The sequence below is a fragment of the Pseudomonas sp. FW305-20 genome (genome assembly GCF_058788075.1).
Window position 1 is genome coordinate 39,642 of sequence record NZ_JBYTAJ010000012.1, and the last position, 25,803, is coordinate 65,444.

Annotated in this window: 23 protein-coding genes; 4 read left to right on the top strand and 19 right to left on the bottom strand. The window is 58.7% G+C overall.

The window, feature by feature from the left end:
- Positions 1–23: 23 nt before the first annotated feature.
- From AC3WP4_RS12740 to AC3WP4_RS12775, 8 genes are all read right to left on the bottom strand, one after another.
- On the bottom strand, positions 24–917 hold the full coding sequence (locus AC3WP4_RS12740; protein ID WP_074871774.1) for an ABC transporter permease subunit: 894 nt from the start codon (positions 915–917) through the stop codon (positions 24–26).
- A complete protein-coding gene (locus AC3WP4_RS12745) occupies positions 914–1,834 on the bottom strand; it encodes an ABC transporter permease subunit (protein WP_074871776.1) in 921 nt (306 codons plus the stop codon). The genes AC3WP4_RS12740 and AC3WP4_RS12745 overlap by 4 nt, the downstream gene beginning before the upstream one ends.
- Positions 1,831–2,973 carry an ABC transporter ATP-binding protein gene (locus tag AC3WP4_RS12750; protein WP_074871777.1) on the bottom strand — a complete coding sequence of 381 codons (1,143 nt, stop codon included), beginning with the start codon at positions 2,971–2,973 and terminating at the stop codon, positions 1,831–1,833. Before AC3WP4_RS12750 ends, AC3WP4_RS12745 begins: the two co-directional genes overlap by 4 nt.
- Before the next feature lie 73 nt (positions 2,974–3,046).
- A complete protein-coding gene (locus tag AC3WP4_RS12755; protein WP_074871779.1) occupies positions 3,047–4,144 on the bottom strand; it encodes a polyamine ABC transporter substrate-binding protein in 1,098 nt (365 codons plus the stop codon).
- Positions 4,145–4,388: 244 nt separating this feature from the next.
- Entirely contained in the window at positions 4,389–5,486 is a 1,098-nt protein-coding gene (locus AC3WP4_RS12760) for a polyamine ABC transporter substrate-binding protein (protein WP_074871782.1), read from the bottom strand.
- Between the two features lie 197 nt (positions 5,487–5,683).
- Positions 5,684–7,048 (bottom strand): aspartate aminotransferase family protein, encoded by a 1,365-nt coding sequence (locus AC3WP4_RS12765; protein WP_074871784.1) that lies wholly within the window; start codon positions 7,046–7,048, stop codon positions 5,684–5,686.
- A 58-nt stretch (positions 7,049–7,106) separates the two neighbouring features.
- Entirely contained in the window at positions 7,107–8,465 is a 1,359-nt protein-coding gene (locus tag AC3WP4_RS12770; protein ID WP_074871785.1) for a glutamine synthetase family protein, read from the bottom strand.
- Between the two features lie 37 nt (positions 8,466–8,502).
- Positions 8,503–9,279 carry a gamma-glutamyl-gamma-aminobutyrate hydrolase family protein gene (locus AC3WP4_RS12775; protein ID WP_102616105.1) on the bottom strand — a complete coding sequence of 259 codons (777 nt, stop codon included), beginning with the start codon at positions 9,277–9,279 and terminating at the stop codon, positions 8,503–8,505.
- Positions 9,280–9,557: 278 nt separating this feature from the next.
- On the opposite strand from AC3WP4_RS12775, the gene AC3WP4_RS12780 reads away from it, so the two are divergent.
- The 3 genes from AC3WP4_RS12780 to AC3WP4_RS12790 all read left to right on the top strand — a co-directional run bounded on the left by AC3WP4_RS12780 (position 9,558) and on the right by AC3WP4_RS12790 (position 12,561).
- The gene (locus tag AC3WP4_RS12780) at positions 9,558–10,934 is read left to right on the top strand and encodes a glutamine synthetase family protein (protein ID WP_008150449.1); all 1,377 of its coding nucleotides are present in this window, start codon (positions 9,558–9,560) and stop codon (positions 10,932–10,934) included.
- A gap of 214 nt (positions 10,935–11,148) precedes the next feature.
- Complete coding sequence (locus AC3WP4_RS12785; protein WP_102616106.1) at positions 11,149–11,781, top strand: TetR/AcrR family transcriptional regulator; 633 nt, start codon at positions 11,149–11,151, stop codon at positions 11,779–11,781.
- A 15-nt stretch (positions 11,782–11,796) separates the two neighbouring features.
- A complete protein-coding gene (locus AC3WP4_RS12790; RefSeq protein WP_102616107.1) occupies positions 11,797–12,561 on the top strand; it encodes a hypothetical protein in 765 nt (254 codons plus the stop codon).
- 94 nt (positions 12,562–12,655) lie between these two features.
- Here the strand turns inward: AC3WP4_RS12790 and AC3WP4_RS12795 are convergent, their stop codons facing one another.
- The 9 genes from AC3WP4_RS12795 to AC3WP4_RS12835 all read right to left on the bottom strand — a co-directional run bounded on the left by AC3WP4_RS12795 (position 12,656) and on the right by AC3WP4_RS12835 (position 21,579).
- On the bottom strand, positions 12,656–12,871 hold the full coding sequence (locus AC3WP4_RS12795; RefSeq protein ID WP_003229256.1) for a TOBE domain-containing protein: 216 nt from the start codon (positions 12,869–12,871) through the stop codon (positions 12,656–12,658).
- Between the two features lie 33 nt (positions 12,872–12,904).
- Complete coding sequence (gene ssuB / locus AC3WP4_RS12800) at positions 12,905–13,711, bottom strand: aliphatic sulfonates ABC transporter ATP-binding protein (RefSeq protein WP_102616108.1); 807 nt, start codon at positions 13,709–13,711, stop codon at positions 12,905–12,907.
- Complete coding sequence (gene ssuC, locus AC3WP4_RS12805) at positions 13,708–14,490, bottom strand: aliphatic sulfonate ABC transporter permease SsuC (protein WP_102616109.1); 783 nt, start codon at positions 14,488–14,490, stop codon at positions 13,708–13,710. The genes ssuB and ssuC overlap by 4 nt, the downstream gene beginning before the upstream one ends.
- Positions 14,491–14,498: 8 nt before the next feature.
- On the bottom strand, positions 14,499–15,647 hold the full coding sequence (gene ssuD, locus AC3WP4_RS12810) for an FMNH2-dependent alkanesulfonate monooxygenase (protein WP_008026018.1): 1,149 nt from the start codon (positions 15,645–15,647) through the stop codon (positions 14,499–14,501).
- Between the two features lie 26 nt (positions 15,648–15,673).
- Entirely contained in the window at positions 15,674–16,639 is a 966-nt protein-coding gene (locus tag AC3WP4_RS12815; RefSeq protein ID WP_102616110.1) for a sulfonate ABC transporter substrate-binding protein, read from the bottom strand.
- A 101-nt stretch (positions 16,640–16,740) separates the two neighbouring features.
- Complete coding sequence (gene ssuE / locus AC3WP4_RS12820; RefSeq protein WP_074871799.1) at positions 16,741–17,334, bottom strand: NADPH-dependent FMN reductase; 594 nt, start codon at positions 17,332–17,334, stop codon at positions 16,741–16,743.
- A gap of 290 nt (positions 17,335–17,624) precedes the next feature.
- Positions 17,625–18,263: a peroxiredoxin gene (locus tag AC3WP4_RS12825; protein WP_102616111.1), complete on the bottom strand. Its 639-nt coding sequence runs from the start codon at positions 18,261–18,263 to the stop codon at positions 17,625–17,627.
- 295 nt (positions 18,264–18,558) lie between these two features.
- Positions 18,559–19,902 carry an OprD family porin gene (locus AC3WP4_RS12830; protein WP_102616112.1) on the bottom strand — a complete coding sequence of 448 codons (1,344 nt, stop codon included), beginning with the start codon at positions 19,900–19,902 and terminating at the stop codon, positions 18,559–18,561.
- 348 nt (positions 19,903–20,250) lie between these two features.
- The gene (locus AC3WP4_RS12835) at positions 20,251–21,579 is read right to left on the bottom strand and encodes an OprD family porin (protein WP_076029362.1); all 1,329 of its coding nucleotides are present in this window, start codon (positions 21,577–21,579) and stop codon (positions 20,251–20,253) included.
- 350 nt (positions 21,580–21,929) lie between these two features.
- Between AC3WP4_RS12835 and tauA the strand changes: the two genes are divergently transcribed.
- On the top strand, positions 21,930–22,919 hold the full coding sequence (gene tauA / locus AC3WP4_RS12840) for a taurine ABC transporter substrate-binding protein (protein WP_074871803.1): 990 nt from the start codon (positions 21,930–21,932) through the stop codon (positions 22,917–22,919).
- Positions 22,920–23,052: 133 nt separating this feature from the next.
- Here the strand turns inward: tauA and argA are convergent, their stop codons facing one another.
- Both argA and argE read right to left on the bottom strand, forming a co-directional pair.
- Positions 23,053–24,351: an amino-acid N-acetyltransferase gene (gene argA, locus AC3WP4_RS12845; protein ID WP_074871805.1), complete on the bottom strand. Its 1,299-nt coding sequence runs from the start codon at positions 24,349–24,351 to the stop codon at positions 23,053–23,055.
- Positions 24,352–24,616: 265 nt separating this feature from the next.
- Entirely contained in the window at positions 24,617–25,786 is a 1,170-nt protein-coding gene (argE, locus tag AC3WP4_RS12850) for an acetylornithine deacetylase (RefSeq protein ID WP_074871807.1), read from the bottom strand.
- Positions 25,787–25,803 lie beyond the last annotated feature (17 nt).

Below are 25,803 nucleotides of genomic sequence, written 5' to 3' on the forward strand. Positions count from 1 at the left end.
GCGTGGGAACGATCAGGTGAGGCTCAAGCCGCTTCCGGCGCCTGCGGGGCGCGACGCACGTCCGGTTGTTTCCAGGAGTCGGCAGCGCTTTCTTCGATCGCCTGCTGGATCGCACGCTTGCGACTTTCTTCGGCACGGCGGCTGAAGAACCAGACCAGGAACGTCATCAGCGATACCGCCAGCAGAATCAGACTGGCCACGGCGTTGATCTCGGGTTTCACGCCCAGACGCACCGCCGAGAACACTTCCATCGGCAGGGTCGTGGAACCCGGGCCGGACACGAAGCTCGCCAATACCAGGTCATCCAGGGACAAGGCGAACGACATCATGCCGCCAGCCCCCAACGATGGCGCGATCATCGGAATGGTGATCAGGAAGAACACCTTCCACGGCCGCGCCCCAAGGTCCATGGCCGCTTCTTCGATGGACAGGTCCAGCTCACGCAAGCGCGCCGAGACCACCACCGCCACATACGCCGCACAGAACGTCGTGTGGGCGATCCAGATGGTGAGGATGCCGCGTTCCTGTGGCCAACCGATCATCTGCGCCATCGCCACGAACAGCAGCAACAGCGACAGACCGGTGATCACCTCAGGCATCACCAGCGGCGCGGTGACCAGGCCACCGAACAGAGTGCGGCCCTTGAAGTGGGTGATACGGGTGAGTACGAATGCCGCCAGCGTCCCCAGTGCCACCGCTGCAATCGCCGTGTAGCAGGCGATTTCCAGCGAGCGCACCACCGAGCCCATCAGTTGGGTGTTGTCCATCAAGCCGACGTACCACTTGATCGACCAGCCGCCCCACACCGTCACCAGTTTCGAGGCGTTGAACGAGTAGATCACCAGGATCAGCATCGGCGCGTAGATGAACAGCAAACCCGCCACCAGCATGAAACTTGAGAAACGGAAGCGCTTCATTCTTTACCCTCCATTTCCTTGGCCTGACTGCGGTTGAACAGGATGATCGGCACAATCAGGATCGCCAGCATCACCACCGCCAGGGCAGACGCCACCGGCCAGTCACGGTTGTTGAAGAACTCTTGCCAGAGCACCTTGCCGATCATCAGGGTTTCCGGACCGCCGAGCAGTTCCGGGATCACGAACTCGCCCACCACCGGAATGAACACCAGCATGCAGCCGGCGACGATGCCGTTCTTGGACAGCGGAATGGTGATCTTCCAGAAGCTGTTGAACGTGCTTGAACCCAGGTCGGAGGCGGCTTCCAGCAGGCTGTTGTCGTGCTTCACCAGGTTGGCGTAGAGCGGCAGGATCATGAACGGCAGGTACGAATAAACCACGCCGATGTACACCGCGAGGTTGGTGTTGAGGATCTGCAGCGGTTCGTCGATCCAGCCCATGGTCATCAGGAAACCATTGAGCAGACCGTTGTTGCTGAGGATGCCCATCCACGCGTAAACGCGGATCAGGATCGCGGTCCAGGTCGGCATCATGATCAGCAGCACGAGTACCGTTTGCATCTCTTTGCGGGCACTGGCGATGGCGTAGGCCATCGGGTAGCCGATCAGCAAACAGAGGACAGTGCTGATCAGCGCCATCTTCAATGAGCCGAGGTAGGCGGCGATGTACAAATCATCGCCGGCCAGCATCGCGTAGTTGCTCAGGTTAAGCAGCAACTGCACCTTTTGGTCGAGGTAGCTGTAGATCTCGGTGTACGGCGGAATGGCCACGTCGGCTTCGGCGAAGCTGATCTTCAGGACGATGAAGAACGGCAACATGAAGAACAGGAACAGCCAGATGAACGGAACCCCGATGACCAACTGGCGGCCACCGGGAATTATTCGATTGAGGCGGCGTTTGAATTTGCGCATGTTCATGAGCGAAGTACCACGCCGCTGTCGTCTTCCCAGTACACATAAACCTGGTCACCCCAGGTTGGGCGCTGGCCGCGGCGCTCGGCGTTGGCGACGAAAGACTGGACGATCTTGCCGCTCGGCAGTTCGACGTAGAACACCGAGTGGCCGCCGAGGTAGGCGATGTCGTGCACCTTGCCGCTGGACCAGTTGTATTCGCAGGTCGGCATGGTCGGCGTCACCAGCAGTTTTTCCGGACGGATCGCGTAGGTCACGGATTTGTCCTGCACCGACGTGCTGATACCGTGGCCCACGTAAATCTGCCGGTCCAGGTCCTTGCAGGTGATGATTGCGTGGCCTTCGGCGTCGTCGATCACTTCACCTTCGAAGATGTTGACGTTGCCGATGAATTCGCAGACCAGGCGGCTGGTCGGGGTTTCGTAGATGTCGATCGGGCTGCCGATCTGGGCGATCCAGCCCAGGTGCATGATCGCGATACGCTCGGCCATGGTCATGGCCTCTTCCTGGTCGTGGGTCACCATGACGCAGGTTACGCCGACCCGCTCGATGATCTCGACCAGCTCCAGCTGCATTTGCGAACGCAGCTTCTTGTCCAGAGCCCCCATCGGTTCGTCGAGCAGCAACAGCTTCGGCCGCTTGGCCAGGGAACGCGCCAGGGCCACACGCTGACGCTGGCCACCGGACAACTGATGCGGCTTGCGCTTGGCGTACTGCGTCATCTGAACCAGCTTGAGCATGTCCGCGACACGGGCATCGACTTCAGCGGCGGGGATTTTGTCCTGTTTGAGGCCAAATGCGATGTTCTGCGCCACGGTCATGTGCGGGAACAACGCGTAGGACTGGAACATCATGTTGATCGGTCGCTCGTAGGGCGGCATGTCCGTGATGTCTACGCCATCGAGGAAAATGCGCCCCTCCGTGGGCCGTTCGAAGCCTGCGAGCATGCGCAGCAACGTGGATTTGCCCGATCCCGAACCGCCGAGCAGGGCGAAAATCTCGCCTTTCTTGATTTCCAGGGACACGTCGTCCACGGCAATCGTCTCGTCGAACTTCTTCGTGACCCGGTCGATTTTGACCAACACCTGTTTAGGTGATTGGTCGCCCTCGAGGGCTTTCTTATAGGCGCCGGAGGCAACTGCCATTTACGAAACTCCCAGAAAAAAAGAGTGCAGTTCGCTCAAGGTGAGCCAACCTTGGATAGTTTGAGCCTTGTCGCTATTTACCCGACTTGACCTTGGTCCAGCTGCGGGTCATCAAACGTTGAATGTTTGGTGGCAACTCGATAGACACGTAAGTCTTGTCGAGGACGGCTTGCGGTGGATAAACCGATTCGTCGGTGCGAATGGATTCGTCCATCAGCTTGTCCGACCCTGGGTTAGGGTTGGCGTAACCCACGTAATCGCTGACTTGGGCGATCACCTCGGGTTTCAGCAAATAATTGATAAAGGCGTGGGCTTCCTTGACGTTGGCTGCATCCTTGGGGATCGCCAGCATGTCGAACCAGAGCGCGCCGCCCTCTTTCGGAATCGAGTAGGCGATGTTCATGCCTTTGCCGGCTTCAGCCGCGCGGGCCTTGGCCTGGAACATGTCGCCGGAAAAACCGATCGCCACGCAGATATCGCCGTTGGCCAGGTCCGCGATGTATTTGGACGAGTGGAAATAGGTCACGTAAGGCCGCACCGCCAGCAACTTGGCTTCGGCCTTTTTGTAGTCTTCGGGGTTGGTGCTGTTGGCGTTCAGGCCCATGTAGTTGAGGACCGTGGGCATCATTTCATCGGCGGAGTCGAGAAACGCCACGCCGCAGCTTTGCAGTTTCTTGATGTTTTCCGGCTCGAACACCACATCCCAGGAATCGATCTTGTCGAGGCCCAAAACAGCCTTCACTTTGTCGACGTTGTAACCGATGCCGTTGGTGCCCCACAGGTACGGCACGGCGTACACGTTACCCGGATCGTTTTGCTCCAGGCGCTTGAGCAGCACCGGGTCGAGGTTGGCATAGTTGGGCAGCTTGGACTTGTCGAGCTTCTGGAAAGCGCCCGCCTTGATCTGCTTGCCGAGGAAGTGGTTGGACGGTACGACCACGTCATAACCGGTACGCCCGGCCAGCAACTTGCCTTCCAGGGTTTCGTTGGAGTCGAAGACGTCATACACCGGCTTGATGCCGGTCTCTTTCTGGAAGTCGGCCAGGGTTGTCGAACCGATGTAGTCCGACCAGTTATAAATATGCACAGTGCCAGCGGCCTGGACACTCACGGCAAGTGTCAGTCCGGCGCCGACCAGCAGTGCATTGCGCAACAAAGAAAAAACAGGCACGTGGAGGTCCTCTAAAATTAGTTGGGCCCAAGTTGCCCCGCGTTACATGACAGCCATGGCTGCCTGGCAACAAAACCGGCGCGCAACTTACCCTCGAAAAACCGTTCCAGCAAAACTTTTATGCAGAACCCTGTAACAGCTGCCGAAGGCTGCGTTAAGGTCCGAAGGACCTTCCCGCGTTCTTGAGAGCGCAACCGCTGCGCGGTTGGACGCAGCCTGCGACAGCTGCTACAGGGTTTGTTACTTACTTACCGGATTTGATCTTGGTCCAGCTGCGAGTCAGGATCCGCTGCGTCGCGGCCGGCAAGTCGGCAATCGCGTACAGCTTGGCCAGCACGTCTTCTGGCGGGTAGATGCCCGGGTCGGCGGTGATTTCTTTATCGACCAATGCGGTGGCGGCTGCGTTACCGTTCGGGAAACGTACGGCGTTGGTGATTTCAGCCATGATTTCCGGCTTCTGCAGGAAGGTCATGAACTTGTAGGCGCCTTCGACGTTTTCGGCATCTTTAGGGATGGCGACCATGTCGTAGAAGCTGCCTGCACCTTCTTTCGGAATGTTGTAGCTGACTTTCACCTTGTCACCGGCTTCAGCCGCGCGAGCCTTGGCCTGGTAGATGTCGCCCGAGTAACCCACGGCCACGCAGATGTTGCCGTTGGCCAGGTCGGAGATGTACTTGGACGAGTGGAAGTAGCCCACCGACGGACGAATCTTCAGGAAAAGCGCTTCGGCTTCGGCCAGTTGTTTTTTGTCCTGGCTGTCGGTTGGGTAACCGAGGTAGTGCAACGCCACCGGAATCATCTCGGTTGGCGAATCGAGGAAGCTGATACCGCACGATTTCAACTTGGCAGCGTTTTCAGGTTTGAACAGCAGGTCCCAGGAGTTGGTTGGCGCATCGGCGCCCAGTGCAGCCTTGACCTTCTCGGCGTTGAAGCCGATACCGATCGAACCCCACATGTACGGGAACGCGTGTTCGTTGCCCGGGTCGCTTACCGATACTGCTTTAAGCAGGTCAGTGTTCAGGTTCTTCCAGTTAGGCAGCTTGGACTTGTCGAGCTTCTGGTAAACGCCGGCCTTGATCTGCTTGGCCAGGAAGTTGTTCGACGGTACGACGATGTCGTAGCCGGACTTGCCTGCCAGTAACTTGGCTTCCAGGGTTTCATTACTGTCGAAGACGTCGTAAACAACCTTGATCCCCGACTCGGCTTCGAACTTCTTGACGGTGTCCGGCGCGATGTAATCGGACCAGTTGTACACGCGAAGAACCTTGTCGTCCGCCTGAACTGCGCCCGCCATCATGCCCATCAGGGACATGGCGAGGAGGGTCTTGCCAGCTATCTTCATACCTAATGCCTTCATGGGTAATGCTCCAATTATTCTTTTTAACCACGTTCTTGTTAACCAAGAGCCAGCGGCCTTTTCCTGGGCAACTAAAACAACCGGTAGTCTGGCAAGATCCAAGGCAGGCTTTCAAGGAAAGACCCATCCTTTGTTTGCGCTGAGCGAAGTGCACACTTCACACCTCGCTCAGAGCCTAGCACTTAGCCCTGCAACGCACTCAAGGTCAGGTCCAGGCACTTGCGTGCCTTGGTCACCAACTCGTCGATTTCAGCCGGTGTAATCACCAGTGGCGGAGCAATGATCATGGTGTCGCCCACGGCGCGCATGATCAGGCCGTTTTCGAAGCAGAACGTGCGGCAAATCATGCCGGCGCCCTTGCCTTCGAAACGTTTGCGAGTGGCTTTGTCCTGAACCAGTTCTATGGCCCCCAACAGACCCACGCCACGCACTTCGCCCACCAACGGGTGATCGCTCAGTTCCCGTAGACGCTTTTGCAAATAGGGTGCCGTTTCTGCATGAACGCGCTCGATAATTTTTTCTTCGCGCAGGATGCGGATGTTCTCCAGTGCCACCGCAGCGGCCACCGGGTGCCCGGAATAGGTGAAACCGTGGTTGAAATCGCCGCCTTCGTTGAGCACCTCAACCACTTCATCACGCACGATCAGGCCACCCATAGGGATGTAGCCGGAGGTCAGGCCTTTGGCGATGGTCATCATGTCGGGTTTGAGGTCGTAGAAATCGCTACCGAACCACTCGCCGGTACGGCCGAAACCACAGATCACTTCGTCAGCCACGAACAGGATGTCGTACTTGGCAAGGATTTCCTTGATGCGCGGCCAGTAGGTGGCTGGCGGAATGATCACGCCGCCGGCACCCTGGATCGGCTCGGCAATAAAGGCACCGACGTTGTCCACGCCGACTTCCAGAATCTTCTCTTCCAGCTGATTGGCCGCCCAGACACCGAACTCTTCCGGTGTCATCTCGCCGCCTTCAGCGAACCAGTACGGCTGCGCGATGTGGACGATGCCCGGAATCGGCAAGTCGCCTTGTTCGTGCATGTACGTCATGCCACCCAGGCTCGCGCCGGCCACGGTGGAACCGTGATAGCCGTTCTTGCGGCTGATGATGACTTTCTTCTTCGGCTGACCCTTGATCGCCCAGTAGTGACGAACCATACGCAGCATGGTGTCGTTGCCTTCAGAACCGGAACCGGTGAAGAACACATGGTTCATGCCTTGTGGCGCGATGTCGGAGATGGCCTTGGCCAGTTCCAGCACCGGTGGGTGAGCCGTCTGGAAGAACAGGTTGTAGTAAGGCAGTTCGCGCATCTGTTTACTGGCGGCATCGGCCAGTTCATCGCGACCGTAGCCGATGGCTACGCACCACAGGCCGGCCATGCCGTCGAGGATCTTGTTGCCTTCGCTGTCCCAGAGATAAACGCCTTTGGCGTTGGTGATAATCCGCGGGCCTTTCTCTTTCAGCTGCTTGAAATCGCTGAACGGGGCCAGGTGGTGATCGTTGCTCAGGGTTTGCCATTCACGGGTTTGCGGGTTGTTGCTGGTCATGCGAACTCTCCTAAGATTTTCAGTGAGAGCGCCGCCAACATCAGCGGCGCCCGGCGCATCAGACGGCGAACAGCAGGAATTCCCGCTCCCACGAACTGATCACGCGCTTGAAGTTTTCATGCTCGGCCCGCTTGACCGCGACGTAGCCAGTGATGAATTTCTTGCCCAGGTATTTCTCGATAGTCGCGCTGTGTTCCATGCGTTCCAGCGCGTCTTCGATGGTCAGTGGCAGGCGCAGGTTGCGGCGTTCATAGCCGCGCCCCACCACCGGCGCACTCGGGTTGAGGCCTTCGACCATGCCGATGTAACCGCAGAGCAGGCTCGCGGCAATCGCCAGGTACGGGTTGGCGTCGGCGCCCGGCAGGCGGTTTTCCACCCGACGGTTTTGCGGCCCGGCATCCGGAACCCGCAGGCCCACGGTGCGGTTCTCTTCGCCCCATTCCACGTTCACCGGCGCCGAGGTGTCCGGCAAGAAGCGGCGGAACGAGTTGACGTTCGGCGCGAACAGCGGCAACAGCTCGGGGATCAGTTTCTGCAAACCACCGATGTGGTTCAGGAACAGCTGGCTCATGCTCCCGTCTTCATTGGAGAAGACGTTCTTGCCGGTCTCGATGTCGATGATGCTCTGGTGCAAGTGCATCGCACTGCCCGGCTCGCCGGTCATGGGCTTGGCCATGAAGGTGGCAGCCACATCGTGCTTGAGCGCGGCTTCGCGCATGGTGCGCTTGAACACCAGGATCTGGTCGGCCAGGGACAGGGCATCGCCGTGACGGAAGTTGATTTCCATCTGCGCCGTGCCGTCCTCGTGGATCAACGTGTCCAGGTCCAGTTCCTGCAATTCGCACCAGTCGTAGACGTCTTCGAACAGCGGATCGAATTCGTTCGCCGCTTCAATCGAAAAGGACTGACGACCGGTTTCCGGACGACCGGAACGGCCAATCGGCGGTTGCAGCGGGAAGTCCGGGTCTTCGCAGCGCTTGGTCAGGTAGAACTCCATTTCTGGCGCCACGATCGGCTGCCAGCCCTTGTCGGAATAGAGTTTCAGCACCTTTTTGAGCACGTTGCGCGGCGACAGCTCGATCGGGTTGCCTTGCTTGTCGTAGGTGTCGTGGATCACCTGAGCGGTGGGCTCGATGGCCCAGGGCACAAGGTACACCGCGTTCTGGTCGGGGCGGCAGATCATGTCGATGTCGGCCGGGTCGAGCAGTTCGTAATAGATGTCGTCTTCGACATAGTCGCCGGTCACGGTCTGCAACAGAACGCTCTCGGGCAGGCGCATGCCTTTTTCGGCAATGAACTTGTTGGTCGGCGAAATCTTGCCCCGGGTGATCCCGGTCAAGTCGGCGATCATGCATTCGACTTCTGTGATCTTGTGGTCTTTCAACCAATCGGTGAGCTGGTCGAGGTTGTTACTCATAAATGCCTCTTAGGCTGAGTTTCCTGACTCTGATAAGTCAGGCGTTGTTTGACGCATCGGCGTCGCGTTGTAATGCGCGCTTACGGCAGGCATCGCCAAATGCCTGGAAGATCGCAAGGTAATCCGGGTTTGAGCTTACCTGCCATTCGGGATGCCATTGCACTCCCAAAGCAAAACTCTTGCCCTGCGGGACCGAGACGGCCTCGATCAACCCGTCAGGCGCCAAGGCTTCGATGCAAAGGCCCGGCGCCAGACGTTCAACGCCCTGGCCATGAATCGAATTGACCTGTATCTCACTCGCCAGCCCCAGGCCCGCGAGCACGCCACCCGGTTGAATGTGCACCGGATGACTTGGCGCATACTGTCCTTCAAGCGGTAGGCTATCGTCTTCACGGTGATCCATGAATGGACCGGCTTCGTGAACTTTTTGATGCAGGGTGCCGCCAAACGCCACATTCATTTCCTGGAAGCCGCGGCAAATGCCGAGCACGGGAACACCGGCCTCGACAGCGGCGCGGATCAACGGGAGGGTGGTGGCATCACGTGCAGAATCATGAGCAGTGCCCGGCGCGCTGGCGGGGCCGCTATAGTGAAACGGTTCTATATTGGAAGGTGAGCCTGTAAAGAGGATGCCATCCAGACCGTCCAGAATATCGGACGGTGCCAGCAAATCGGCCAGGGACGGAAGAATCACCGGCAGGCCATTGGCCGCCGAGGCCACGGCGCGGACGTACTTGTCGCCACTGATGTGATAAGCATGCAGACCGATCTGCTTAGAGCAGGCGGTGACGCCGATTAACGGCAGGCGAGACATGAAGCACCCCGGTATTATTGCTGTTATGGGTTTGAATCGAGCTTAGCCTTGTTCATTTTTTTACACAACACCCCCGTAAAAAATACAACACGGCCCGCTCAAGCCCGCAGACGCTAAAGCGCTCAAAGGCATAAAAACGCCCCAAAGTGCCTCAAAAAAGCTCAATGGGTGCTTTTTTAGGGCAAAAAAGGCCTCGCTTGACTTCGGCATGCCGTTCGGGTTGACTGGAATCCGAAGAGATCAATGATTGATATTTTTAACAACAAAGGTGTTGCATCATGTCGGTACCCCCGCGTGCCGTTCAGCTTAACGAAGCGAACGCGTTCCTTAAGGAACATCCTGAGGTTCTGTACGTTGACCTTCTGATTGCGGATATGAATGGTGTGGTGCGCGGCAAGCGCATTGAACGCACCAGCCTCCACAAGGTTTACGAGAAAGGCATCAACCTGCCGGCCTCTCTATTTGCTCTGGATATCAATGGCTCGACGGTGGAAAGCACCGGCCTGGGCCTGGACATCGGCGATGCTGACCGAATCTGCTATCCAATCCCTGACACCCTGTGCAATGAACCTTGGCAGAAGCGCCCTACCGCGCAACTGTTAATGACCATGCACGAACTTGAAGGTGAACCTTTCTTCGCGGATCCCCGTGAAGTTCTGCGTCAAGTTGTTGCCAAGTTCGACGAGATGGGTCTGACCATCTGCGCCGCGTTCGAACTGGAGTTCTACCTGATCGACCAGGAGAACGTGAACGGTCGCCCACAACCGCCTCGCTCGCCAATCTCCGGCAAACGCCCGCATTCGACCCAGGTTTACCTGATCGACGACCTCGACGAATACGTCGACTGCCTCCAGGACATTCTGGAAGGTGCGAAAGAGCAAGGCATCCCTGCCGACGCGATCGTCAAGGAAAGTGCCCCGGCGCAGTTCGAAGTGAACCTGCACCATGTTGCCGACCCGATCAAGGCCTGCGACTACGCGGTCCTGCTGAAACGCCTGATCAAAAACATCGCCTACGACCATGAAATGGACACCACGTTCATGGCCAAGCCTTACCCGGGCCAGGCGGGCAACGGTCTGCACGTCCACATCTCGATTCTTGATAAAGATGGCAAGAACATTTTTGCCAGCGAGGATCCCGAGCAGAACGCCGCACTGCGTCACGCGATCGGCGGTGTGCTCGAGACCCTACCGGCGCAGATGGCTTTCCTCTGCCCGAACGTCAACTCCTACCGTCGTTTCGGCGCACAGTTCTACGTGCCGAATGCACCGTGCTGGGGCCTGGACAACCGTACCGTTGCGGTGCGTGTGCCGACCGGTTCCGCCGACGCGGTTCGTCTGGAGCACCGCGTTGCCGGCGCCGATGCCAACCCGTACCTGCTGATGGCTTCGGTCCTGGCAGGCGTGCACCACGGCCTGACCAACAAGATCGAGCCGGGCGCACCCGTGGAAGGCAACTCCTACGAGCAGAACGAGCAAAGCCTGCCGAACAACCTGCGCGATGCATTGCGTGAGCTGGACGATAGCGAAGTCATGGCCAAGTACATCGATCCGAAATACATCGATATCTTCGTCGCGTGCAAAGAGAGCGAGCTGGAGGAGTTCGAACACTCCATCTCCGACCTCGAGTACAACTGGTACCTGCATACCGTGTAAGCGGTTGCAGTAAAAACAACGCCGCCGGCCTCACAGCTTGCGGCGTTTTTTTATGGGGTTTATTCAGTTAAACCGAGTTGGACTCATCGCGAGCAGGCTCGCTCCCACAGGTACCCACAAATCAAATGTGGGAGCGAGCCTGCTCGCGATGGCGTCCTGGCAGACAACACAGATGCCTGCTCGTACAATGCCCGCTGCCCCGCAGGAGACTTCAATGACGCGCACCGCCACCCTTCGCAAACCCCGCGCCCGCAGCCAGGCCCGGATCGATTCGATACTCGATGCCGCCCGCACGCTGCTGGCTGCCGAGGGCGTGGCCAGCCTGTCGATCTACTGCGTCGCCGAACGCGCAGAGATCCCGCCCTCCTCCGTCTATCACTTCTTCGCCAGCGTCCCTGCATTGCTCGAAGCCCTGACGGCCGACGTTCACGCGGCATTCCGTGCCTGCCTGCAAGCGCCCATCGACCACGACGCCCTCCACGGCTGGCGCGATTTGTCGCGCCTGGTGGAACAACGCATGCTCGACATCTACGACGAAGACGCCGCCGCCCGCCAACTGATCCTTGCCCAGCACGGGCTGACCGAAGTCACCCAGGCCGACCGCCAGCACGACATCGAACTCGGCGACCTGATGCACAAGCTGTTCGATCATCACTTCGAACTGCCGAGGCTTCCCAATGATGTCGACGTGTTTGCGCTGGCCATGGAGCTGGGCGATCGCGTCTATGCGCGCTCGGTGCAACAACACGGGCAGATCACGCCGCGCATGGCAGAGGAAGGCATGCGAGTATTCGACGCCTACCTGGGCCTGTATTTGCCGCCCTATCTGCCCAAGCGCAGCCTGTAATACAACGAGGTCTTCATGCCGCACGTTCCAGACAACTACCTTGGCGTGTGGCAACGACGCCTGATCAAATTCCAGTCGGGGCGCGTCGACAGCGAAACGGCTGTGTACTGGCTGCAAACACCGCGCTTGTTTGCCGATCTGCGCATCCCGCCTGCCCCGCTTCCGGCCTTGCCGCTGGAGCAACAGAATCACGCTGACCTGCTGACCCTGAGCGAGCAAAAAGGCTTCGCCGGCGTGACCCAGGTCGACGGCGACATTTGCCAGTGGCATCGCAAACTCGACTACCAGCCGGTCAGCACCGAAGAAGACATCGGACGCATGCATTTCGAAACCAGCGAACGCCTGATCGAAACCGCTCTGGACGACAGTTACTACGAGATCTGGGAGCGGTTGCCGGACTCTCGCGGCACTTGTCGCGGCCAGTGGCTGCAGGCGGTTGATGATCCAACACGCGTTGCCTGCCTGGTGCTGGCCGGCGACTACTTTTTGTTCGCCGCCAGCCGCGCGGTCGCGCTCAATCCCGGCGGCCATTTGCGTGAACACATCAATACGGCAACCGCCCCGCAACAGCTTGCCTGCGAACTCTCTTTCGGTCGCCACCATGCCGGGCAAACCCCGTGGCACATCGACTATTCGACACTGCCCATGCTGACCGGGCAACCACTGTTACCGGCAGACATCGATCCAAACGCCGGCGAGATATTCCGCGACCCACGCCTGTTGTCTTCACTCGGCTCCTACGCGCCCGCCGCCGGTTGGCGCTGCGCGCCGGAGCCCTGAGAGCCGAACGCAGAGCGTCCGTAGAGGCATTCCCACGCAGAGCGTGGGAACGATCAGGGCTTAAACCATTCGGGGTTGTTGTTTGCGCACCCGCTTACAACTTGGCGATCGACACTTCGGTGGATTTCACAAACGCGATCACTTCGCTGCCGACCACCAGTTCCAGCTCTTTCACCGAGCGAGTGGTGATCACCGAGGTGACGATGCCGGAAGCGGTCTGTACGTCGATTTCCGACAGCACGTCGCCGAGTACGATTTCCTTGATGGAGCCTTTGAACTGGTTGCGAACGTTGATGGCTTTGATCGTCATGATGTTGATTCCTGTCGTTGGATAAGGCTTGAGTTATTGAGCCCAGCGCAATTGCGTGGGCAATGGTGAAACAGGTTCCGGTGCCGGCGGTTCGCCGGGCAACGCCAGCACGCGATTGAGGACTTCGGTTTCCAGCGCCGCCAGCCGATGGGAGCCACGAACCCGAGGGCGCGGCAACTCAACGTGGAGGTCGAGGCCGACTTCGCCCTCTTCGATCAGGATCACCCGGTCGGCAATCGCCACCGCTTCACTGACGTCGTGGGTGACCAGTAACACGGTGAAACCGTGCTTCTGCCAGAGCCGTTCGATCAGCTGCTGCATTTCAATTCGGGTCAGGGCATCCAGCGCGCCCAGCGGTTCGTCGAGCAACAGCAAACGCGGTTGGTGAATCAGCGCGCGGGCCAGGGCCACGCGTTGCTTCTGGCCGCCGGACAAGGCGGCCGGCCATTCATTGGCGCGATCAGCCAGGCCCACCGACTCCAACGCTTCCAGCGCTTGCGCACGCCAGTTGCCCTTGAGCCCGAGGCCGACGTTGTCGATAACCTTTTTCCATGGCAGCAAGCGCGCTTCCTGAAACATCAATCGAGTGTCTTCCCGCGCCGCACTCAGGGGCGCGGAGCCCGCGCGCAGTTCACCGCCCGTGGGTTTGTCGAGACCGGCGAGCAAGCGCAGCAAGGTGCTTTTGCCGCAACCGCTACGACCGACCACGGCGACAAACTGACCCGCCGGGATGTGCAGATCGATCTCGCGCAAAACCTGTCGTGCACCAAACGTCTTCTGCAGTTTGCGCACTGCCAGCGGAATCCCGCGCAGCAGGCGTGGAGGTTGTTGAGCCGTCATGCCGCACCGCCTTTGACAACCTGATAGGCCGGGTGCCAGCGCAACCACACGCGTTCAAGCCCACGGGCCGCGAGGTCGGCGAGTTTGCCGAGCACGGCATACAAAAGAATCGCCAGCACCACCACGTCCGTCTGCAAGAACTCCCGGGCATTCATCGCCAGGTAGCCGATGCCGGAGCTGGCGGAAATGGTTTCCGCGACGATCAACGTCAGCCACATGAAGCCCAGCGCGAACCGCACGCCGACCAGAATCGAAGGCAGCGCGCCCGGCAGGATCACCTGTCGGAACAAGCTGAAACCGGACAAGCCATAACTGCGGGACATTTCCACCAGTGCCGGATCGACGTTGCGAATGCCGTGATAAGTGTTGAGGTAGATCGGGAACAACGTGCCCAACGCCACCAGGAAAATCTTCGCCGACTCATCGATGCCGAACCACAGGATCACCAGTGGAATCAGCGCCAGGTGCGGCACGTTGCGGATCATCTGCACCGAACTGTCGAGCAGCCGTTCGCCCCATTTCGACAGGCCAGTGATGAAGCCCAAAGCCAGGCCGATGCTGCCGCCGATGGCGAAGCCCAGCGCTGCGCGCCAGCCGCTGATCGCCAGGTGCGTCCAGATTTCACCGCTGCGCACCAGGCTGACGCCGGCTTCGATGACGGCGATGGGTGCCGGCAAAATCCGTGTCGACAACCAGCCCGCCGACACCGACAACTGCCACACCGCCAGCAGCAACACCGGCAACGCCCATGGCGCGAGGCTATGGATAAGTTTCTTCATGGCGCGCCTCAGCTCTGCGAGGCGGCTTTGGGGAGGATGTCGTTGGCGACCATCTCGCCAAACGGGCTGACGTAACCGGCGCTTTTCGGCAGTTCCGGACGCTCGATATCAAGGTGCGGGAACAGCAATTCGGCAACACGGTACGACTCTTCCAGATGTGGGTAACCAGAGAAGATGAACGTGTCGATGCCCAGGTCCGCGTATTCCTTCACGCGGGCGGCCACGGTCGGGCCGTCGCCCACTAATGCCGTACCGGCACCGCCACGCACCAGTCCGACACCGGCCCACAGGTTGGGGCTGACTTCCAGGTTGTCACGGCTGCCGCCATGCAGGGCGGCCATGCGTTGCTGGCCGACCGAGTCGAAGCGCGCCAGAGAAGCCTGGGCGCGAGCGATGGTGTCGTCGTCCAGATGAGAGATCAGCCGATCCGCCGCTTGCCAGGCTTCGGCATTGGTTTCACGAACGATCACATGCAAGCGAATGCCGAAGCGCACGGTGCGCCCGAGCTTCGCGGCTTTGGCGCGCACTTGTTCGATCTTCTCGGCAACGGCGGCCGGCGGTTCGCCCCAGGTCAAAACCATTTCAACCTGCTCAGCTGCCAGATCCTGCGCCGCTTCCGAAGAACCGCCGAAGTACAGCGGCGGACGCGGTTGCTGGATCGGCGGGTAGAGCAACTTCGCGCCCTTCACGCTGATGTGCTGACCGTCATAATCGACGGTTTCGCCTTCCAGCACGCGGCGCCAGATGCGGGTGAATTCCACCGAGGCTTGATAGCGTTCTTCGTGAGTCAGGAACAAACCGTCGCCGGCCAATTCTTCCGGATCACCGCCGGTTACCAGATTGAACAAGGCACGGCCGCCGGACAGGCGATCCAGCGTCGCAGCCTGACGCGCGGCCACCGTCGGGGAAATGATCCCGGGGCGCAGGGCGACGAGGAATTTCAAACGCTGGGTCACCGGGATCAGCGACGCGGCCACCAGCCACGAATCTTCGCAAGAACGCCCGGTAGGAATCAGCACCCCGCCGAAGCCCAGCCGATCCGCCGCTTGCGCGACTTGTTGCAGATAACCGTGGTCGACGGCGCGAGCGCCTTCGGCGGTACCAAGGTAATGGCCGTCGCCGTGGGTAGGCAGGAACCAGAAGATATTGAGGCTCATTGGAGTGGTCTCCTTGGGGATTCGAATTACTGAGCGTTGGCAACGGCCGCCGGAGGCGTCCAGATCACGTCTTTGATGCTCAGTGGCTTTGGAATCAGCTTGAGCTGATAGAAGGTATCGGCGATTTTCTGTTGCGCGGCGACCACGTCTGGCGTGATGAACAGTGCGCCGAAACCTTGGCGCTTCATCGAAGTGAGGGTGATGTCGGCGGGCAGGCCGAGCAGCGGCGAGACTTGTTGGGTCACCTCGACGGGATTGGCCTTGGACCATTCACCGACCGCGCGCACTTCTTCCACGAGGGTCTTGATTACCTGCGGATTTTTCTGCGCATAAGGCTTGGTCGCGAGGTAGAACTGATGGTTGTCGACGATGCCTTGGCCATCACGCAGGGTGCGCGCCTGCAACTGTTGTTCGGCGGCGGCCTGGTACGGATCCCAGATCACCCAGGCATCGACGCTGCCACGTTCGAACGCGGCGCGGGCATCGGCCGGCGGCAGGAAGACGGTCTGGATGTCGGTGTATTTGAGGCCGGCATCTTCCAGCGCACGGACCAGCAAATAGTGAACGTTGGAGCCTTTGTTCAGGACTACTTTCTTGCCCTTGAGGTCCAGCACCGATTTGATCGGCGAGTCCTTCGGCACCAGGATCGCTTCGCTGTGAGGCGCGGGTGGTTCGTAGGCGACGTAGAGCAGATCGGCGCCGGCGGCTTGAGCGAACACCGGTGGCGTTTCACCCGTCACGCCGAAGTCAATGGAGCCGACGTTCAGCCCTTCGAGCAATTGCGGGCCGCCGGGGAATTCAGTCCACTGCACGTCCACGCCTTGGGCGGCGAGGCGTTTTTCCAATGTACCTTTGGCTTTGAGCAGCACCAGGGTGCCGTATTTTTGATAGCCGATTCGAAGCGTCTCGGCTTGAGCTTGAGTAATGGCGCCGAAGGTGACAGCCGCAGCAAACAGAGCGACCAGACCACGACGCAAAATGACAGTGCGCATGGCGCTCTCCTTTTTGCAGTTGGGTTTTGGCTGCACCTGCTTGGCCGTTGGCGGCTGAGTAAGGTGAGTACTTCAAATTCAGGTGTGGCTTAAGTGCTGGCTTAAATGCTCCAGCGAGCACTCAACAAACGTTCATTCAACAGGTTCGGATCGATCGGCTTGGGCCGTCGGGCCATGGCGCTGAAAAACAGTTCCAGCGATTCATTCAGTCGTTCTTCCAGTTCCGGTGCCAACTGCGCCTGGGCGCTGCCTTCGCCATAAGCGATCTGGCTGTCTACGGCGAAAATCCCGTGGAGCATCTCCTGGGCTTTCAACGCCGACAGCACCGGTTTGAGCGCGTAGTCCACCGCCAACATGTGCGCGATGCTGCCGCCGGTGGCCATTGGCAATACCACTTTGTGGGCCAGGGCACGCTCGGGCAGCAGGTCCAATACAGTTTTCAGTGCGCCGGAGAACGACGCTTTGTAGACCGGCGTGGCGATCAGCAGGCCATCGGCGTTTTCAATCTGTTGCAGCAGGTCGATCACCTTTGGGCTGTCGAAGCGCGCATGCAGCAAATCCTCGGCCGGGAAGTCCCGCACCTGATAACTCACCACTTCCACACCTTGCTCCTGCAACCAGCGTTGAGAGCGTGCCAGCAGCACCCCGGAACGGGAGCGTTGGCTGGGACTGCCACCGAGTGAGACAACCAACATTCAGACGATTCCTTGAACGGTGTGGGCGATTCGCGGCTTGCGATCTCGCTTTGATGGAAGTGACCTTAACAGGTGATTGTTATATCCATAAATCATATTTATTCATTTAGTTATTCGTTGTAGTTCTATGCGAAATAGCTTTTTCCGAGCAAAAAAACAGGCCAAAAAATGGCCTGAGATCCCCTGCTTTGTGGTGATCGTTCCCACGCTCCGCGTGGTATTGCCTCAAGGGACGCGGAGCGTCACGGGCTGCATTCCCACGCGGAGCGTGGGAACGAGAGTTAGCTGAGTTATCTGTTCGGTTGTGGCGTCAGACGCAGGTACGGCTTCACCGCGCGATAGCCCTTGGGAAAGCGTTTGTTGATTTCGTCTTCGTCCTTGAGCGAAGGCACGATCACCACTTCATCACCGTCCTGCCAATTGGCCGGGGTGGCCACCTTGTAGTTGTCGGTGAGTTGCAGCGAGTCGATCACCCGCAGAATTTCATGGAAGTTACGGCCGGTGCTCGCCGGGTAGGTAATGGTCAGCCGAACCTTTTTGTTCGGGTCGATCACGAACAACGAACGCACGGTCAGGGTGTCGTTGGCATTGGGATGAATCAGGTCGTAGAGGTCCGAGACCTTGCGGTCGGCGTCGGCAAGGATCGGGAAGTTGACGAGGGTGTTCTGGGTTTCGTTGATGTCTTCGATCCACTTGTGGTGCGAGTCCACCGGGTCCACGGACAGAGCAATGGCTTTCACGCCGCGTTGGGCAAACTCGTCCTTGAGCTTGGCTGTGAAGCCCAATTCGGTGGTGCACACAGGGGTGAAGTCCGCCGGGTGGGAAAAAAGCACGCCCCAGCTATCGCCCAGCCATTCGTGGAAACGGAGGGGGCCGGCGCTGGAATCCTGTTCAAAGTCGGGGGCAATATCGCCCAGTCTGAGGCTCATGGTGCTGCTCCTGGTGAGTGCTTGTTGAGGGCAACTGTGCCTGCATTTCTTATTCATTAAAAAGAATAAATATCGATTTATTTAGATCATTAATGAATATTAAAAAACTGTTCACTGGACCTCGGCAGCGGTCAGGACGACTATCGCCCTCAAGGTTCGAGAAGGCCTTGAGTTGCTGCACAAAGAGGGAAATTTCGAGGAGGGTTTACGGGGTGAGCCTGACTTGAAAACGCAAAAGCCCCGCCCGGCGAGATGCCGGGCGGGGCTTTTTTTTACTTCAGTTACCCGAGCGCTATTACAACAGCGGGATCGAGTAGCTGACGATGAGGCGGTTTTCGTCCTGGTCGCGTTGGCCCGGGATGTTGGTGCGCCATGTAGCGTTTTTCCACATCAGGCCAACGTTTTTCAACGGGCCTTCCGGTACGACATAACCAACGGTCAGATCGCGTTCCCATTCGGAGCTGCCAGAGCTTGCTGGGGAACGGGTATCGATGTCGTCGCCATGCAAGTAAACCATGCCGGCGGTCAAGCCAGGCACGCCAACCTTGGCGAAGTCATACGAGTAGCGTGCCTGCCAGGTACGTTCGCCGGCACGGGCGAACTTGGCGATCTGGCTGTCGGTAGTCAGGTAAGCCGACGAGCCATCACCCTGGTTCAACCAAGGGAAGTCGCTGCTGCCGTTGCTGACCTGATAGCCGCCGCCGAAGGTATGACCGGCAACGGTGTACAGGAACAGGCCGCTGTACAGGTTGTTGTCGACCTTGCCTTTACCGTTGACGGTGCTGTTGTAGTTACCGCTGCTGTAATAGGTCGGAGTGTTGCTATTGAGACCGTCATCGGAGCTGTTGAAATAACGCAGGTCAGATTTCAACACACCTGGACCGATCGCCCAGTTGTGTACCAGACCCAGGAAGTGTTGCTTGTAGAAGTCTTCCAGATTGCCGTAGTAGTACTGGGCAGTCAGGTCTTTGGTGATCTTGTAGTCACCACCGGCGTAAATGAACTTGTTGCTGTTGGCGGTACGCGCGGAAGCGCCGCCGATAGACATTTGTTCATTGTTGCTGGAGTTACGACCCTTGACGTGCTCGATCTGACCACCGATCAGTGTCAGGTCCTTGATCTCGCCCGAAGTGATCTGGCCGCCCTGGAAAGTTTGCGGCAGTAGACGACCGTCGTTGGTCACGATCACCGGCAGTTTTGGCTGCAAGGTACCCAGCTTCAGTTCGGTCTGGGAAATCTTGGCTTTGGCAGTCAGGCCCAGGCTGGAGAAGTTATCAACCGCTTCGCCGTTGGACTCGCTTGGGAAAACAGTGCCGCCATAAGCGCTACCAGGGGAGCCATTGCCGTTAACGTTGCCATTAGTGCCGCCGCCCGAATCCAGACGTACGCCCAGCAGGCCGATAGCATCGATACCAAAACCTACGGTGCCTTGGGTGTAGCCAGAGATGAAGCGCAGGTCGAAGCCTTGGCCCCATTCTTCGTTTCTGCTTGGATCGGCAGCACCGCTACGGTTATCGGTGTTGATGTAGAAGTTACGCAGCCCCAAAGTAGCTTTGCTGTCTTCGATGAAACCGGCGGCGCCTGCCTGCTGCGCCACAACCCCTACGGCCACAGCCAGGGCCAAGGTGGACTTGTTCATTTGTTTCGCTCCTCTCGTTTCTAATTTTTAGGTCCTGGGTCGAATGCCCTGGATCCTGAAAGCTCGGTGAGTACCAGACCGTATAACTACGGCGATGGTCTGACCCTGTGATTTTGGCCCGCATAATAAACACAAAAAGAATTATTTCATCTTTTTTCATGCCATTCAGGAATATGGCTTCGCGCTATTACGCTGAGTCGGGACACAAGGTATCGGCTCCTGTGCCACTCACTTTAGGCGTTTATCATAAAAGCTAAAAAGAATAATAAATTACTGATTAATTGCTATTTGGAATATACAAACCCACAAAAAAGCCTCGCTTGCCAGCGAGGCTTTTCCGGATGGTTTTTAGAGGAAGCTGTAGGTGTAGTTGAAGATCAGACGGGTCTGGTCCTGGCTGGCGATACCGGTATCGCTACCACGGTAAGTGCCATGACGCAGTGTTGTGCCAAAGCCTTTGAGTACGCCTTGCTGGATGGTGTAGTCCACACGCAGGTCGCGTTCCCACTCGGATTGATCAGGGCTGGTACCGTTTTTGGCCTTGATATTATCGCCATACAGGTAGGCGACCGAGGCTTTCAGACCTGGCACACCCAACGCAGCGAAGTCGTAGGAGTACTGACCGAACGTGGTGTTTTCACCGGCCCGAACAAAGCCGTTGATCATGGAGTCGGTGAACAGGTAAAAGCTCGCGCCGCCCGCTTCTTCGCTGCGACGGTTGTCATTCACAACGCTACCCTGGTTCAGGTAGACGAATCCGCCGTCATCATTGACGCGCTGATGACCCAGCAGGAACGCGTTGCCACCCAGGGTGTAGGTGAACATGGCGCTCCAGGTCTTGTTGTCGACCTCGCCCGGGGTCTTGGCGAAACCACCGTTGTTGTTGAACTGATAGCCCGCATCGCCGTTCTTGCCATCGGAACCGCTATCGAAGTAGCGCAGGTCAGTCTTGAAGGACTGATTGGTACCAATCGGCCAGACATGCACCAGACCCAGGAAGTCCTGTTTGTAGTAGTCCTTCAGATTCGCATGGTAGTACTGCAGAGTCAGGTCTTTGGTGACCTTCCAGTCGGCACCGGCATAACGGAACTGGTTGCTCTCTTCGGTACCACCAGCCACGGCCAGACCGGTGCTGTTGGAAGAGGCGCGACCCGCCGCGTGCTCCAACTGACCCACATTGAGGGTTACGTTGTCGATTTCCTTCGAGGTGAGGGTGCCACCGTCAAAGGTCTGTGGCAGCAGACGGCTGTCGTTCGCGACCAGAATCGGCATGCTCGGTTGCAACGCGCCGCCCAAGTGGGCCTCGGTCTTTGAGAAGCGTGCCTTTACGTTAGCTGACGCACGGCTCCATTCACTCGCCGCCGAACCATCGGAGTCGCTTGGGAAGAATGAGCTCGGGTACGGGTGATGCCCCTTGCCGCCGTCCAGATGGATACCGACCAGTGCTTGAGCGTCGATACCAAAACCAACCGAACCTTGGGTGAAACCGGACAGGTAATCGAACTTTAGGCCTTCAGCGGTCTCTTTCTGATCAGCACCGCCGTCACGGTTATCGTTGTTGAAATACATGGTGCGGGAACTGACGGAAGCCTTGCTGTCTTCCAGGAAACCGGCGGCGCCTGCCTGCTGCGCCAAAACCCCTACAGCCACGGCCAGAGCCAAGGTGGACTTGTTCATTGTTTCGCTCCTCTCGTTTCTAATTCTTGTGTTCCTGGTCCTGGGTCGTTCGCCCGGGCTCCTAAGATCCGCGATTAGCGCCAGACCGTGACTCACAAGTCAATCGTAACTTTGTGTGTCTACGACCATGGTCTAACCCCTCTATAAATTCCTTCCTTTCCGGGCCTTAAACCCAAAAAGAATCACCCCGTTCTTTTTCATACCGTTCAGGAATTTAGCTACGCACTTTCCCTTGAGTAGGGACATGGTCACCGACTCATAAGCTAATTCCTAAATGGTATTTATTAGCCTTTTTTTAGATCGATTAGCTTGATGCCACACACGATCAATCCCTATCGAAAGGCAGCGCCATGACGACCAAACGCGCACTATCCGGTCCAATTGTTACAGTTTGTGTATCGCTATTAATTTCCGTCAGCGCTCAGGCGGCGAACCTCACGATCGGTTATCAAACCGGCATCGACCCCAGCAAAGTCCCCCAGGCAGACGGACTTTACGAGAAAACCCTGGGTCAGAAAATTGACTGGCGTCGTTTCAATAGCGGCCCGGAAGTGGTTACAGCCATCGCTTCCGGCGACGTACAGATTGGCAACCTCGGCTCCAGTCCGCTGGCTGCCGCCGCTTCGCGCAATCTGCCAATCGTTGCGTTTATTGTTTCCGCCCAGATCAACGCCGCTGAAGCACTGGTGGTACGCAACGACAGCGGTATTGATAAACCGGAAGATCTGATCGGCAAGACCATCGCCACACCCTTCGTTTCAACCTCCCATTACAGTTTGCTGGGTGCGTTGAAGCACTGGGGCCTGGATGCCTCGAAAGTCAAAGTGGTGAATTTACAGCCAGCGGAAATTGCTGCCGCGTGGAAGCGCGGTGATATCGATGGGGCGTTTGTCTGGTCGCCGGCGCTGGGGGAAATTCGCAAGACTGGCAAGACCTTGACCGACGCGGCACAGGTCGGCCAATGGGGAGCACCGACCTTCGAGGTCTGGGTCGCGCGCAAGGATTACGCCGAGAAGCACCCAGAGGTTGTGGCCAGATTCGCCAAGGTCACGCTGGACTCTTTCGCCGACTATGCCGCGCATAAGGACAGCTGGACTGCCGACTCGGTACCGGTGCAAAAAATCGCCAAACTGACCGGTGCCAATGCTGTGGATGTGCCGGAGTTGCTGGCCGGTTCCACGTTCCCGGACGCTAAAGCCCAACAGACCGCCGCGTTGCTGAACGGCGGCACGGCCAAGGCGATTGGCGAGACGGCGAAGTTCTTGAAGGAACAGGGGAAGGTCGAGACGGTGCTGCCGGATTATTCGCCGTATGTCAGTGCGAAGTTTGTCACTGAGTAACAGGCTGAAAACCTGTGATGATCGTTCCCACGCTCCGCGTGGGAATGCCTCAACGGACGCTCCGCGTTCGGCTCTGGATGGGACGCGGAGCGTCCCGGGCTACATTCCCACGCAGAGCGTGGGAACGATCAGGTCACAGGGTTTTTTCGAAGATCTTCGAATTACGCTGATAGTTGTACAGCGACGCCCGCGCTGATGGCAGACGTTCAACGCTGCTCGGCACAAACCCACGCTCGCGAAACCAGTGAGCGGTGCGGGTCGTCAGTACGAACAGGGTTTTCAGCCCCTGCGCCCGGGCGCGGGTTTCGATGCGCTCCAGCAGCTCATCTCCACGACCGCCATGGCGATACTCCGGGTTCACCGCCAGACACGCCAACTCCCCCGCATCCGAATCAGCAATCTGATACAGCGCCGCACACGCGATGATCATGCCTTCGCGCTCGACCACGCTGAACTGCTCGATCTCACGCTCCAGCACCTCGCGGGAACGCCGCACCAGAATGCCCTGCTCTTCCAACGGGCTGATCAAATCCAGCAAACCACCGACGTCTTCGATGGCCGCTTCGCGGACAATCTCGAATTGCTCCTGGGCCACCAGCGTACCGCCACCGTCGCGGGTGAACAGTTCGGTCAGCAGCGCGCCGTCTTCGGCGTAGCTGACGATATGACTGCGCGCCACACCACCGCGGCAGGCCTCGGCGGCCGCATCCAACAGCTCTGCTTGATAGTTGCTGCCCAGTCGCTGCAAATGCGCCGGCACCTGTTGCGGACGCAGCTCACGAACCAGGCGACCGTTTTCATCGATCAGGCCGAGGTCGGCGCCGAACAACAGCAGCTTGTCCGCCCCCAGATCGATGGCCGCGCGGGTGGCGACGTCTTCGCACGCGAGGTTGAAAATCTCACCGGTCGGCGAGTAACCCAGCGGCGACAGCAGCACGATGGAACGCTCATCCAGCAGGCGATTGATGCCCTTGCGGTCGACCCGACGCACTTCGCCGGTGTGGTGATAGTCGACACCTTCCAGCACGCCGATCGGCCGCGCCGTCACCAGGTTGCCGCTGGCCACCCGCAAACGCGAGCCCTGCATTGGCGATGAAGCCATGTCCATCGACAGCCGCGCTTCGATGGCGATGCGCAGCTGGCCTACCGCATCGATCACACATTCCAGCGTTGCAGCATCGGTGATGCGCATGCCGTGGTGGTAATGCGGGGTCAGGCCGCGTGCAGCGAGGCGGGTTTCAATTTGCGGACGGGAACCGTGAACCAGCACCAGCCGCACACCCAGGCTGTGCAACAGCACCAGGTCGTGGACGATGTTGCCGAAGTTCGGGTGCTCCACGCCGTCGCCGGGCAGCATGACGACGAAAGTGCAATCGCGGTGGGCGTTGATGTAGGGCGAAGCGTGACGAAGCCAATTAACGTATTCGGGCATGAACCTGGGCCTGTAATAAATAGCAGCCAAAAAATGGGCGAAACAGAAAACGCACAGCGGGCTGATGGTTATCGTCGGAACAGGCTTGGCGACACGCGCGCTCTCCTCATGAATACGGGTTGGGACACCGGCAATTTACAAGGCTTGCCAGCCGTGACACAGCTCCTGTGGGAGTGAGCCTGCTCGCGATAGCGGAATGTCAGTCGATACTGAAGTGTCTGACACACCGCTATCGCGAGCAGGCTCACTCCCACAGGGATCTCGCTCAACCGACTGGCATTGGCGTTTTGGCCGGTGTCAGGCAGTAATGTTCAATCAGTTGACGTAATAGATGCACCGTAGGCTGCAAACGTGACATTTCGAGGTATTCCCCCGGTTGGTGCGCACAGGCGATGTCGCCAGGGCCGAGCACCAGGGTTTCGCAGCCAAGACGCTGAAGATAAGGCGCTTCGGTGCCGAACGCTACTGCTTCGGCACGATGGCCGGTGAGCTTTTCCGCGACACGGACCAATTCGGCGTCCTCGGCCTGCTCGAACGGCGGCACTTCGGGGAACAGTGGCGCGTAATCGATCTTCACCTGATGCCACTCGGCAATGGGCTTGAGCTTCTGCAGAATCTGCGCACGCAGGGCATTGGGGTCCATGCCCGGCAATGGACGCAGATCGAATTCCAGCGAGCACTGGCCGCAAATACGGTTGGGATTATCGCCGCCATGGATGCAGCCGAAATTCAGAGTCGGCGTCGGCACGCTGAACTGTGGATTACGGAACTCACGCTGCCATGCCAATCGCAAACCACGCAGTTCACCGATGGCATCGTGCATGGCTTCGAGGGCGCTGTGACCCAGTCGCGGATCCGAGGAGTGGCCGCTCTGACCGAGGATGTCGATGCGCTCCATCATGATGCCTTTGTGCATGCGGATCGGCTTGAGCCCGGTCGGCTCGCCGATCACCGCCGCACGACCGAGCGGCCGCCCGGCTTCGGCCAGGGCGCGAGCGCCGGACATCGAGCTTTCTTCATCGCAGGTGGCGAGGATCAGCAGCGGTTGCTTGAACGGCTGATCGAGCAGCGGTATGACGGCCTCGATGGCCAGCGCGAAAAAGCCCTTCATGTCGCAACTGCCCAGCCCGACCCAGCGGCCGTCGACTTCGGTCAGTTTCAGCGGATCGGTCTGCCACAGCGCACCATCGAATGGCACGGTGTCGCTGTGACCGGCCAGCACCAGGCCACCGGGGCCGGAGCCGAAACTGGCCAGCAGATTGAATTTGCCGGGGCTGACCTGCTGGATGTCGCAGGCAAAACCCAGATCGCCGAGCCACGTCGCCAGCAAATCAATCACCGGTCGGTTGGATTGATCGAGGCGGGCCTGCGTACAGCTGACGGACGGCGCGGCGATCAGCGCAGCGAACTGATCTTTCATGGACGGCAAAGGCATCGCTGACTCCAACTCCC